Here is a 12,249-nt window from a genome sequence, read left to right as displayed (position 1 = left end):
AGTCAGAGGGCGATGGGGCGGATTATCCGCGCGCTGGCCGCTTTGTCCAGCACTACAAGCTCAGATGCCCGGCATACAGGCCGTAGCCGGCCAGCGCGGCGGTCAGCAATACGGCGGCGAAGATCGGCCATTCGAAGCGGGTGAACAGCATCTGCCCCTGCTCGCGCTTGGCCTTGAGAAACAGCAGCACCCCCGGCGCATAGAGCAGCGCCGACAGCAGCAGGTACTTGACCCCGCCGGCATACAGCAGCCAGATCGCGTAGCCCACCGCCAGCAGGCCGATGGCCAGATCCTTGCGGCGTAGCCTGGCCTGGCCTTCGTAGGTCTCGCCGCGCAGCGCCAGCAGCAGCGCATAGACCGCCGACCACAGGTAGGGCACCAGGATCATCGACGAGGCCAGGTAGATCAGCGACAGGTAGGTGCCCTGGGAAAACAGGGTGATCAGCAGAAACAGCTGGATCATGCCGTTGGTCAGCCACAGCGCGTTGACCGGCACCTGGTTGGCGTTTTCCCGGCGCAGGAAGGCCGGCATGGTGCCGTCCTTGGCGGAGACGAAGAGGATTTCGGCGCACAGCAGCGCCCAGGACAGCAGCGCACCGAGCAGCGACACCGCCAGGCCGATGCTGATCAGCACCGCGCCCCAGCGCCCCACCACATGCTCCAGCACCCCGGCCATGGACGGGTTCTGCAACGCAGCCAGCTCGGGCTGGCTCATCACCCCCAGCGACAGCAGGTTGACCAGCATCAGCAGCGCCAGCACGCCGAGAAAGCCGATCACCGTGGCCTTGCCCACATCGCGGCGGCGCTCGGCGCGCGACGAGTACACGCTCGCCCCTTCGATGCCGATAAACACGAACACGGTGACCAGCATCATGTTGCGCACCTGCTCCAGCACGCCGCCGAACTGCGGATTGCTGCGGCCCCAGATGTCACGGGTGAAGATGTCGCGGTCGAAGGCCAGGCCGACGATGACGATGAACAGCAGGATCGGCACCAGCTTGGCGACCGTGGTGATCAGGTTGATCAGCGCCGCCTCCTTGATGCCGCGCAGCACCAGGGCGTGCACGCACCAGAGCAGCACCGAGGAACAGGCGATGGCCAGCGGCGTATTGCCCTGGCCGAAGACCGGGAAGAAGTAACCCAGGGTCGAGAACAGCAGGACGAAGTAGCCGACATTGCCCAGCCAGGCGCTGATCCAGTAGCCCCAGGCCGAGGAAAACCCCATGTAATCGCCGAGGCCCGCCTTGGCGTAGACGTACACCCCGCCATCGAGCTGCGGCTTGCGGTTGGCCAGGTTCTGAAAGACGAAGGCCAGCGCCAACATGCCCACCGCGGTGATGCCCCAGCCGATCAGCACGGCGCCGACATCGGCCCGCGCGGCGATATTCTGCGGCAGCGAGAAGATCCCGCCACCGACCATCGAGCCCACCACCAGCGCGGTCAGCGACCCCAGACCCAGCTTGCGACTTTCCCCTGTCATGCCCACCTCGTCCGGACGCCAGCGACTCCGCTCTCACTCTAGCAGCCCGGCAGCAGCCTGATGCCAAAACGGCAGGCCGGTACAAGCCGGCTCGACCGCAAGGGCAGAAGATGCCCGACGCAGTAGCGCTACAGCTCCTTCAACCATCATGAGGTCAATCGCCATGCAGCCCTCCCCCAACCTGGGCGCCGGCAGTCCCGGCGTCGAACGCAACACCCAATCCTTTCTCGAAGCCCTGGCCGCCGGTGGTGGCACGCCCCTGGAACGGCTATCGCCTGCGGAAGCCCGCGCCGTGCTGGTAGGCGCGCAAGCCTCGGTCGAGGTCGATCTATCGGCCGTGGAAACCCGCGAACACAGCATCGAGGCCACCGGCCAGACGCTCAAGCTGGTGGTGGTGCGCCCGGCGGGCAGCCAGGGCAACCTGCCGGGCTTCATGTTCTTCCACGGTGGCGGTTGGGTGCTGGGCGACTATCCGACCCACGCACGGCTGATCCGCGACCTGGTGGTGCATTCCGGCGCCGCGGCGGTCTACGTCGACTACACCCCCTCGCCCGAAGCGAAATACCCGACTGCGATCAACCAGGCATACGCGGCGACCCAATGGGTGGCCGCCAATGGCAGCCAGATCGGTGTCGATGGCTCGCGCCTGGCCGTGGCCGGCAACAGCGTCGGCGGCAACATGGCCGCCGTGGTCGCCATCAAGGCGAAAGAGGCCGGCACACCGAAACTGCGCTTCCAGCTGCTGCTGTGGCCGGTGACCGACGCCAGCTTCAACAACGCCTCCTACAACCAATTCGCCGAGGGGCATTTCCTCACCCGCGGCATGATGGAGTGGTTCTGGGACAACTACACCACCGACCCCAAGCAGCGTAACGAGATCCACGCCTCGCCGCTGCGCGCCAGCCTGGAACAGCTGCAAGGCCTGCCACCGGCCATGGTGCAGAGCGCCGAGATGGACGTGCTGCGCGACGAAGGCGAAGCCTACGCCCGCCGCCTGGGCGCGGCCGGCGTCGCGGTCAGCGCCGTGCGCTACAACGGCATGATCCACGACTACGGCCTGCTCAACGTGATCGCCGAGGTACCTGCGGTGCGCACTGCCATGCAGCAGGCCGGCGCGGCGTTGCGCGAACACCTGGCCTGAGCGCCACAGCCCGATACCAGAACCGCAGTTACATCCAATCCAGGCGGCGACCGCTCTGCAATAGTCCTTTCGTCTACCCGACGGTAACGACCGACGGGATGCGTGCATCGTCCACCGCCTCACCGACAGGTAACCGCTATGAGCAATCCAAAAACCGAAGTCCTGACCCCGCACAACAGCCAGCTGATCTTCATCGACCAGCAGCCGCAAATGGCCTTCGGCGTGCAGAGCATCGATCGGCAAACCCTGAAGAACAACACCGTGGGCCTGGCCAAGGCGGCCAAGATCTTCAACGTGCCGACCATCATCACCACGGTCGAGACCGAAAGCTTCTCCGGCCACACCTACCCCGAACTGCTCGCCGTGTTCCCCGACGCGCCGCTGCTCGAGCGCACCTCGATGAACTCCTGGGACGACCAGAAGGTTCGCGACGCGCTGAAGAAGAACGGCCGCAACAAGGTCATCGTTTCCGGCTTGTGGACCGAGGTGTGCAACACCACCTTCGCCCTCTCCGCCATGCATGACGCCGGCTACGAGATCTACATGGTCGCCGACGCCTCCGGCGGCACCTCGCAGGCCGCCCACGACTACTCCATGCAGCGCATGATCCAGGCCGGCGTGGTGCCGGTGACCTGGCAACAGGTACTGCTGGAGTGGCAGCGCGACTGGAAGAACCGCGACACCTACGACGCCGTCATGGCCCTGGTCAAGGAACACTCCGGCGCCTACGGCATGGGCGTGGACTACGCCTACACCATGGTGCACAAGGCGCCTGAGCGTGTGCAGCACGGTCCGACCCTGGCCCCGGTGGCAGCCCCCATCTGAGCCGATGACGGCCGAGCCGGTGACGCGCCCCGCCGCACGTCACCGGCTCGGCAAGACCCAGGCCACGCGCAGAGTCTCCAGCATGAGCGAGACGCAACAGGAAACCGTCACCCTGGTGGTGCGCCACCAGGTGCGCCCCGACCATGTGCCGCGTTACGAGGCCTGGCTACGGCGCATCATCGCCACCGCCAGCCAATGCCCCGGCCACCTCGGCGTGGACGTGGTGCGCAGCCGTCAGGCCAGCCTGGCGCAATTCACCTGCGTGCTGCGCTTCGCCGGCCTGCAGCAGTTGCAGAACTGGATCGACTCGGAGCAAAGGCGCCAGTTGATCGCCGAGGTCGAGCCGCTGCTGCGCGCCGGCGACCAGCTGGAGATCGCCCAGGGCAAGGAGTTCTGGTTCATGCCGGAAAGCGCGCAGACGCCGCCGCCCCGCTGGAAACAGGTCTGCGTCACCTTCCTGGTGATCCTGCCGCTGAGCCTGCTGGTGCCGCTGCTCTGGCAACCCCTGTTTCAGCTCGCTCCCTGGCTCGGCGGCTACCTGCCGAGCAACATCGTGATCACCCTGAGCATCGTCCTGCTCGTGGTGTACCTGTTCATGCCCATGGCCACGCGGCTGTTCGCCGCCTGGCTGAGCCCCAGCACCGACGAGGATCGACCATGAGCCAGGATCCCTCCGACCCGAAACGTCGCCATTTTCTCGCCACCAGCAGCGTGCTCGGCGCCGCCGGGGCGCTGTGGTCCACCCTGCCCTTCGCCGCCTTGTCCGGCGACTCATCCGCCAGTTCACCAGGAGGCAACATGAGTGCCGACCTCATTCTGTACAACGGCCGCCTGCACACGGTCGACCGCGAAAAACCCCAGGCCAGCGCCGTGGCCATCAAGGACGGGCGCTTCGTCGCCGTCGGCAGCGATGCCGAAGCCATGGCCCTGCGCGGCGATGCCACGCGCGTCATCGACCTGCAGAAACGCACGGTGATCCCCGGCCTCAACGACTCGCACCTGCACCTGATCCGCGGCGGCCTCAACTACAACCTGGAGCTGCGCTGGGAAGGCGTGCCGTCGCTGGCCGACGCCCTGCGCATGCTCAAGGAGCAGGCCGACCGCACGCCGACGCCGCAGTGGGTGCGCGTGGTCGGCGGCTGGACCGAGTTCCAGTTCGCCGAGAAACGTCTGCCGACCCTGGATGAGCTGAACAAGGCGGCGCCCGACACCCCGGTGTTCGTCCTGCACCTCTACGACCGCGCCCTGCTCAACCGCGCCGCGCTGCGCGCCGTGGGCTACGACAAGAACACGCCGAACCCGCCCGGCGGCGAGATCCAGCGCGATGCCAGCGGCCAGCCCACCGGCATGCTGATCGCCCGGCCCAATGCGCTGATCCTCTACGCCACCCTGGCCAAGGGGCCGAAGCTGCCGCTGGAGTATCAGGTCAACTCCACCCGCCAGTTCATGCGCGAGCTCAACCGCCTGGGCGTGACCAGCGCCATCGACGCCGGCGGCGGTTACCAGAACTACCCCGACGACTACCAGGTGATCCAGGAGCTGGCCGACAAGGATCAGCTCACCGTGCGCATCGCCTACAACCTGTTCACCCAGAAGCCCAAGGAAGAGCTGACCGACTTCAAGAACTGGACCAGCAGCGTCAAGCTGCACCAGGGCAATGACTTCCTCCGCCACAACGGCGCCGGCGAGATGCTGGTGTTCTCCGCCGCCGACTTCGAGGACTTTGTCGAACCGCGCCCGGACCTGGCGCCGAGCATGGAAGCCGATCTGGAGCCGGTGGTGCGTCACCTGGTCGAGCAGCGCTGGCCGTTCCGCCTGCACGCCACCTACGACGAATCCATCTCGCGCATGCTCGACGTGTTCGAGAAGGTCGACCGCGACATGCCGTTCAACGGTCTGCCCTGGCTGTTCGACCATGCCGAGACCATCAGCCCGCGCAATATCGAACGGGTACGGGCGCTCGGCGGCGGCATCGCCATCCAGCACCGCATGGCTTTCCAGGGCGAATACTTCATCGACCGCTACGGCGCCAAGGCCGCCGAAGCCACCCCGCCGATCCAGCGCATGCTGGCCGAAGGCGTGCCGGTCGGCGGCGGCACCGACGCCACCCGCGTGGCCAGCTACAACCCCTGGATGGCGCTGTACTGGCTGGTCAGCGGCAAGACGGTCGGCGGCACCACGCTCAACCCGCAGGGGCTGCCGCGTGACACCGCGCTGCAGCTGTTCACCCACGGCAGCGCCTGGTTCTCCAGCGAACAGGGCAAGAAGGGCCAGATCAAGGTGGGCCAACTGGCCGACCTGGTGGCCTTGACGGCGGACTTCTTCAGCATCGAGGAAGAGCAGATCAAGTGGCTGGAGTCGGTGCTGACCATCGTCGGCGGCAAGGTGGTGCATGGCACCGGCGAGTTCGACAAACTCGCCCCGCCGACGCTGCCGGTACTGCCGGACTGGTCGCCGGTGGCCAAGGTGCCCGGGCACTGGAAGCCGGTCGCGGCGCCGCTGTCGGCCAGCATCCACCAGTGCGTCGGCGCCTGCGCCGTGCATCAGCACCAGCATGACCGCGCGCGCCGCAGCAGCGTGCCGGTGAGCGATCACCAGGGCTTCTGGGGCGCCTTCGGCTGCTCCTGCTTTGCCTTCTGACATGACCAGCGAAAAACCGTCGCCCTGGGGCGCACTCAAGCACAGCACCTTCCGCTGGCTGTGGCTGGCCAGCATCGCCTCGAACATCGGCACATGGATGCACGAGGTGGGTGCCGGCTGGCTGATGACCAGTCTGTCGGCCAACCCCATGCACGTGGCGCTGGTACAGGTCGCCGGCTCGGCGCCGATGTTCCTCCTGGCGCTGCCGGCCGGCGCCATGGCCGATATCGTCGACAAGCGCCGTTATCTGCTCGGCGTGCAGCTGTGGATGGCGGCGGTGGCGACGCTGCTGGCCGTACTGACCCTGCTCGGCCTGACCACGGTCTGGCTGCTGCTGAGCATGACCCTGGCCATGGGCGTCGGCACCGCGTTGATGATGCCGGCCTGGTCGGCGCTGACGCCGGAACTGGTGAGCAAGCGCGACCTGCCCTCGGCCATCGCCCTGTCCAGCCTCGGCATCAATGTCGCCCGTGCGCTCGGCCCGGCCATCGCCGGGGTGCTGGTCAGCTTGAGCGGCCCCTGGGCGACCTTCGCCCTCAACGCCCTGTCGTTCTTCGCGGTGATGGCGGTGCTGCTGACCTGGAAGCGCGAGCGCCAGGTCGCCAGCTTCCCGGCCGAACGCCTGCTGGGTGCCATGCGTGCCGGCTGGCGCTACAGCCGCGCCTCGAAACCGCTACAGGCGGTGCTGGTACGCGCGGCGGCGTTCTTCGTCGGCGCCAGCGCCGGCATGTCGCTGCTGCCGTTGATCGTGCGCGGCGAGCTGCAGGGCAGCGCCAGCGACTTCGGCCTGATGCTCGGCAGCGTCGGCGTCGGCGCCGTGCTCGGCGCCACCTTGCTGCCGCGCGTGCGCGAGCGCATCAGCAGCGACCGCCTGGTGCTGCTGGCCAGCCTGCTCTATGCCCTGGTGCTGCTGGCCCTGGCCAGCCTGCGCCACTTCGCCGCGCTGCTGCCGGTGATGCTGCTCAGCGGCGCGGCCTGGATCGCCGTGCTGTCCAGCCTGCAGGTCGCGGCGCAGACTTCGGTGCCGGACTGGGTACGGGCGCGGGCGCTGTCGGTCTATATCCTGGTGTTCTTCGGCAGCATGGCCGCCGGTGGCGCGCTGTGGGGCTTCGTCGCCAGCCAGGCGTCGATTCCCCTCGCCCTGGTCGCCGCGGCCGGCTGCCTGGCGCTGGGTGGACTGCTCACGCCGCGTTTCCCGCTGCCGGTTACCGAGGCCGAGGATCTCGCCCCGTCGCTGCACTGGCCGGCGCCGATCCTGGCCGACGAAGCCGACCTCGAGCGCGGCCCGGTGATGGTCACCCTGCACTACGACATCGCCCCGGAACATGCCATGGCCTTTCGCCAGGCGATGAGCGAGGTGGCGCGCATGCGTCGGCGCAACGGCGCGTTCTCCTGGGGCCTGGTGCAGAGCAGCGAGAACCCGCGCCACTGGCAGGAGTTCTTCTTCGACGAGTCCTGGCTCGAACACCTGCGCCACCACGGCCGGGTCACCCGCGCCGAGCAACGCATCGAGGCGGCGGCCAGGCAGTTCCAGAGCGCCGGGGTCGCGATACGCATCGACCACTTCCTGACGCCCGGCAAACAGGCGCCGGAGCCTTCGGAAGCGCAGCATGCCAGCGATCCGCGATGACGGCGCAGTGGCGGCAGGACGCTCGCCGCCATGAGCCGGCAGGCCCTGTTCATTCACGGAACCTGGCTCACCCCGCTGATCTGGAGCCGGTTTCGCCGTCGCTTCGAGGCCTGCGGCTACAGCTGCAGCGCGCCGGCCTGGCCGCTGCTGGCTGCCGACCCGGCGGGTCAGCGCAGCCAGCCGCCGCGGGCAACGGCCAGCCTGGGCATCGCCGCCATTCTCGCTCACTACGCAGGGCAGATCGGCGACCTCGCACAGCCGCCGCTGCTGATCGGTCACGACCTTGGCGGCCTGCTGGTGCAGCTGCTGCTCGACCGCGGCCTGGGCTGCGCCGGCATCGCCATCGCGCCACCGGCCCACGGTGGGCTGGAAGGGCTGCGCGACAGCGGGCCCTGGCTGCTGCGCCAGGCGTGCTGGCGCGGCGTGCTGCACATGAGCCCGCAACATTTCGCCCGCACTATGGCGCAGACACTGACGCCAGAGCGGCAGGCCGCCGCATACGCGCGGCATATCGTGCCGGCACCGGGCCGGGTATTCTTCGACAACGCGCTGGGCATCGGTAGCCGTATCGACTTCGGCAATCCCGACCGCCCACCGCTGTTGCTGATTGCTGCGGGCGCGGACCGTAGCGTCCGCCCCGCCACGGTCGCGGCGGCCTATCGGCGCCACCGGGGCTCGACGGCGGTCACCACTTTCAAACACTTCAGCGGCTACAGCCACTGGCTGATTGCCGAACCGGGTTGGGAAACCATTGCCGACTACTGCATCGAATGGGCACAAAACCAGCTGGGACGCTTCTGAATCGCCGACCGCCTCGCAGCTTCATCCTCTGTTCGTGGCACTGGCCTTGCTGTGCCTGCTGCTCTGCACCGCCGTTCGCGCCGACGCTGGCGAACTGCAGCAACGCTTCGAACATCGGCGCTGGACGCTCAACGACGACAGCCCCAGCCAGATCGGCGCCCTGGCGCAGACCCGCGACGGCTATCTGTGGCTCGGCACCCATGATTCGCTGTATCGCTTCGACGGCCTGAGTTTCACCCGCTACCGCGCCGCCGATCAGCAGGAACTGGGCATAGTCTCCAGCCTGCTGGCCAGCGACCAGGGCCTGTGGGTGGGCCTGCGCAACGGCGGCGTGCGCCTGATCGACGCCGAGGGCGAGGTCGTGGCCGCCTTCGACCTGGGCCGCGGCACGGTCTACGCCCTGGCGCAGACCGCCGACGGCCAGCTATGGGCTGCGGCCAACGACGGCCTGCTGCGTTTCGACGGGCAAAGCTGGCAGCAGCTTTCCAGCCAGGCCGGCTTCGTCGGCACGAACGCCTACGCCCTGCTGGTCGATACTTCCGGGCGGCTGTGGGTGGCCGACGAGCAGCGCCTCTATGCGCTGGAGCCCGGTGCCCGGATGCTGCGCGACAGCGGCATCGCAGTCAGGCGTCCCCGGCAGATCGCCCAGGCGCCCGATGGCGCGCTGTGGCTGGCCGAACGCGATGGCGAATCGGTACTGCGGCTGGATACCTCGACCGGGCAGGCCAGTCGCATCGGGGTCGGCGAGCCGGTCAACGCCCTGCTGTTCGACCAACGTGGCGCGCTGTGGCTGAGCACCGCGGGCAACGGCCTGCTGCATGTGGCGCAGCCGGATCGCCACGCGCTGGGCGGTTTCAACGCCATCGAACGCTTCGCTGCTCGCGACGGGCTCAGCTCCGACCTCGTTGCGCCGCTGCATCAGGACAGCGAAGGCAGCCTCTGGATAGGCACGCACGATGGCCTGGATCGCCTGCGCGACCGACCGCTGCAACCGGCGGGCCTGCCCGCCAATGCGCAGAATCTGGCCCTGGTGGCGGATCAGACCGGCGCGCTCTGGGCCGGCAGCAGCAACCTGCGGGTGATGCGCCTGGATCGTGACGGCCTGCAGCATCTGCCGCTGCAGACGCCGATCAGCGCCACCGCCCGCGACAGCCAGGGCCGAGCCTGGCTGGCCGGCCCACAGGGCATCTGGCGCAGCAGCGGCGACAGCCTGCAAAAAGTCGCCGAGCTGCCGGTGCAACGCAGCCTGGACTCCGCGGTGCGCGCCATGCTGGTGGATCGCCACGGCGCGCTGTGGCTGTCGCTGAACCGCCAGGGCCTGTTCGTCCTGCGCGACGGGCGCTGGCACGGGCTGCCGCCGCCGAGCACCAAGCCGGCGCAGCAGATGCCGGTCAGCGCCGCCCTGGCGCCCGATGGCGGCCGCTGGTTCGGTTATCGCGACAACCTGATCGTCAGCCACGACGACGGCGGCGAACGCCATTGGGGCGCGGCCGAAGGCCTGGATGTCGGCCATGTGACCGCCATGGCCCATCTGCCCGGTCATGCCTGGGTCGGCGGCCAGCGTGGCCTGGCGCGCTTCGACGGGCAGCGCTTTCAGCGCCTGCCGCTGCCGGACAACGGTCTGTTCGACAACCTTTACGCCATCGTCCCGGTGCGGGTCGAGGCCGGTGAGGATCTCTGGCTGCAGGGCCAGGGCGGCATCTTCCAGCTGCCCGCCGCGGAGATCGCCCTGGCCCTGGCCAACCCCGCGCATCAGATCCGCTACCGCACCTACGATGCACAGGGCGGCCTGGCCAACGACCCGCACCAGGTACTGGCCCTGCCCACCGCAGTGCGCGCCGGCGAGAATCGGCTATGGTTCGTCACCCGCAACGGCGTGGTCGGCTTGAACCCGCTGCGCGCCCCGCAGAACAGCGCGGCGCCGCGCGTGCGCATCGAGTCGCTGGTGGTGGACGGCGAGGCGCTGCCGCTCGGTGCAACCGCCGAGCTGCCGGCGGACAGCCGGCGCCTGGTCATCGGCTACGGCGCGCCGAGCCTGTCGGCGCCGCAGGGCCTGCATTTTCTCTATCGCCTCGACGGCTTCGATCACGCCTGGCAATCCGCCGGCCGCCAGCGGGAAGTCACCTACACCGGCCTGCCCGCGGGCGATTACCGCTTCCGGGTACGCGCCCTCAACCAGAACGGGGTCGCCAGCGAACAGGACGCCGAACTCGACTTCAGCATCGCACCGCTGTTCTACCGCCAGCCGTGGTTTCTCCTGGCGCTCGGCGTCGCCCTGCTCGGCAGCCTGCATCTGCTCTACCGCAGCAACATGCGGCGCGCGGCGGAGCGGCTGCGCACCCGCCTGGAAGAGCGTCACGAGGAGCGCGAGCGCATCGCCCGCGAGCTGCACGACACCCTGTTGCAGGGGGTGCAGGGGTTGATGCTGCACGTGCAGGCCGCGGCCGACAGCCTGCCCGTCGGACAGCCCAGCCGCGGCCTGCTGGAAAAGGCACTGGATCGCGCCGACCAGGTGATCAACGAGGGTCGCGAGCGGGTACGCGATCTGCGCAGCGTGCCTCAAGGTCCCGTCGACCTGCCCCAGGCACTGGGCGAGCTGGAGCATCTGCTCGATCACCCGGGCGTAACCTATCGGATCGACATCAAGGGCACCCCCATTGCCCTGCATCCGGTGGTTCACGATGAGCTGTACCTGCTGGCGCGCGAGGCCGTCGGCAACGCCTTTCGCCATGCCCGCGCCAGCCTCGTGCAGCTGCAGCTGGACTATGACCCGCGCCAGTTCGAGCTGCAGGTGGTCGACGATGGCTGCGGCATTCGCGCCGATTACCTGGACAGCAGCGAGGCCGCCGATCACTGGGGCCTGCGTGGGATGTACGAGCGCGCCGCGAAGATTGGCGCTACCCTCAGCATTCACGGCGCCCAGGGGCGCGGCAGCCAGGTCCGACTGACACTGGTCGGCGTACTGGCCTACCGGCAGAAGGAGCCTTGCGCGCGCCGCTGGCTACCCTGGAAAAGACTCACGAGGAGCCCGCACCCATGAGCATCGCCACCCCCATCCGCGTGCTGGTCGCCGATGACCACCCGCTGCTGCGCGAGGGCATCGCCGCCGTTCTCGCCGCTCAGGCGGATATCGAGCTGGTGGGCGAGGCCGGCGACGGCCAGGAGGCACTGGACTGCTTCCGCCGCCTGCGCCCGGACGTCACCCTGATGGACCTGCAGATGCCGCGCATGACCGGCATCGAGAGCATCCAGGCGATCCGTAGCGAATGCCCGGATGCGCGCATCGCCATCCTCACCACCTACCGCGGCGACGTGCGCGCCCTGCACGCCATCCAGGCCGGCGCCCAGGCCTATCTGCTGAAAAGCAGCCTGCGCAAGGAGCTGGTCGAGACCATCCGTCAGGTGGCCGCGGGTAAACGCCACATTCCAGCGGAGATCGCCGCCGAACTGGCCGAGCATATCGGCCAGCAGTGCCTCAGCGCGCGCGAGGTGGAGGTGCTGCAGGCGGCGGCACTGGGCTACTCCAACCGCGATATCGCCCTGCAACTGCGCATCACCGAGGATACGGTCAAGGGGCATATGCGCCTGGTCATGGACAAGCTCGGCGCCAACAACCGCACCCACGCCGTGGCCATCGCCGTGCAGCGCGGGGTCCTCGAGGTCGGCCTGCCACTTTAGTGTTGCTCCCCGTCCCCACCTTGTGAGCTGGGCGCCGACAGCTCCGCCGCGCAT

The 12,249-nt window shown here is 68.5% G+C and carries 9 protein-coding genes; 8 read left to right on the top strand and 1 reads right to left on the bottom strand.

Annotation, left to right across the window (positions count from 1 at the left end):
* Window positions 1-52 precede the first annotated feature (52 nt).
* The gene (gene arcD, locus AC1G9C_RS09525; RefSeq protein WP_480410026.1) at window positions 53-1,480 is read right to left on the bottom strand and encodes an arginine-ornithine antiporter; all 1,428 of its coding nucleotides are present in this window, start codon (window positions 1,478-1,480) and stop codon (window positions 53-55) included.
* A gap of 163 nt (window positions 1,481-1,643) precedes the next feature.
* On the opposite strand from arcD, the gene AC1G9C_RS09520 reads away from it, so the two are divergent.
* The 8 genes from AC1G9C_RS09520 (at window position 1,644) to AC1G9C_RS09485 (ending at window position 12,195) form a co-directional block, all read left to right on the top strand.
* A complete protein-coding gene (locus AC1G9C_RS09520; RefSeq protein WP_480410025.1) occupies window positions 1,644-2,621 on the top strand; it encodes an alpha/beta hydrolase in 978 nt (325 codons plus the stop codon).
* Between the two features lie 138 nt (window positions 2,622-2,759).
* Window positions 2,760-3,446: a hydrolase gene (locus AC1G9C_RS09515; RefSeq protein ID WP_003243736.1), complete on the top strand. Its 687-nt coding sequence runs from the start codon at window positions 2,760-2,762 to the stop codon at window positions 3,444-3,446.
* 82 nt (window positions 3,447-3,528) lie between these two features.
* Window positions 3,529-4,107: an antibiotic biosynthesis monooxygenase gene (locus AC1G9C_RS09510; protein WP_021446345.1), complete on the top strand. Its 579-nt coding sequence runs from the start codon at window positions 3,529-3,531 to the stop codon at window positions 4,105-4,107.
* A 137-nt stretch (window positions 4,108-4,244) separates the two neighbouring features.
* Window positions 4,245-6,086: an amidohydrolase gene (locus tag AC1G9C_RS09505; RefSeq protein ID WP_480410399.1), complete on the top strand. Its 1,842-nt coding sequence runs from the start codon at window positions 4,245-4,247 to the stop codon at window positions 6,084-6,086.
* 1 nt (window position 6,087) lies between these two features.
* On the top strand, window positions 6,088-7,716 hold the full coding sequence (locus AC1G9C_RS09500; protein WP_480410024.1) for an MFS transporter: 1,629 nt from the start codon (window positions 6,088-6,090) through the stop codon (window positions 7,714-7,716).
* 30 nt (window positions 7,717-7,746) lie between these two features.
* Window positions 7,747-8,517, top strand: a complete 771-nt coding sequence (locus AC1G9C_RS09495; protein WP_480410023.1) for an alpha/beta fold hydrolase — start codon at window positions 7,747-7,749, stop codon at window positions 8,515-8,517.
* A 34-nt stretch (window positions 8,518-8,551) separates the two neighbouring features.
* Window positions 8,552-11,557: a sensor histidine kinase gene (locus AC1G9C_RS09490; RefSeq protein WP_480410022.1), complete on the top strand. Its 3,006-nt coding sequence runs from the start codon at window positions 8,552-8,554 to the stop codon at window positions 11,555-11,557.
* Entirely contained in the window at window positions 11,554-12,195 is a 642-nt protein-coding gene (locus tag AC1G9C_RS09485) for a response regulator (RefSeq protein WP_480410020.1), read from the top strand. Before AC1G9C_RS09490 ends, AC1G9C_RS09485 begins: the two co-directional genes overlap by 4 nt.
* Window positions 12,196-12,249 lie beyond the last annotated feature (54 nt).

Source organism: Pseudomonas sp. ABa2, assembly GCF_056676075.1.
The sequence above is the reverse complement of the archived record's forward strand: the minus strand, read 5'-3'. Positions and strand labels throughout refer to the sequence as shown.

Coding starts and splice junctions, on each gene's coding strand:
- AC1G9C_RS09510 (WP_021446345.1), top strand. CDS start 3,529: ATGAGCGAGACGCAACAGGAAACCGTCACCCTGGTGGTGCGCCACCAG.
- AC1G9C_RS09520 (WP_480410025.1), top strand. CDS start 1,644: ATGCAGCCCTCCCCCAACCTGGGCGCCGGCAGTCCCGGCGTCGAACGC.
- AC1G9C_RS09485 (WP_480410020.1), top strand. CDS start 11,554: ATGAGCATCGCCACCCCCATCCGCGTGCTGGTCGCCGATGACCACCCG.
- AC1G9C_RS09515 (WP_003243736.1), top strand. CDS start 2,760: ATGAGCAATCCAAAAACCGAAGTCCTGACCCCGCACAACAGCCAGCTG.
- AC1G9C_RS09500 (WP_480410024.1), top strand. CDS start 6,088: ATGACCAGCGAAAAACCGTCGCCCTGGGGCGCACTCAAGCACAGCACC.
- AC1G9C_RS09495 (WP_480410023.1), top strand. CDS start 7,747: ATGAGCCGGCAGGCCCTGTTCATTCACGGAACCTGGCTCACCCCGCTG.
- AC1G9C_RS09505 (WP_480410399.1), top strand. CDS start 4,245: ATGAGTGCCGACCTCATTCTGTACAACGGCCGCCTGCACACGGTCGAC.
- arcD (WP_480410026.1), bottom strand. CDS start 1,480: ATGACAGGGGAAAGTCGCAAGCTGGGTCTGGGGTCGCTGACCGCGCTG.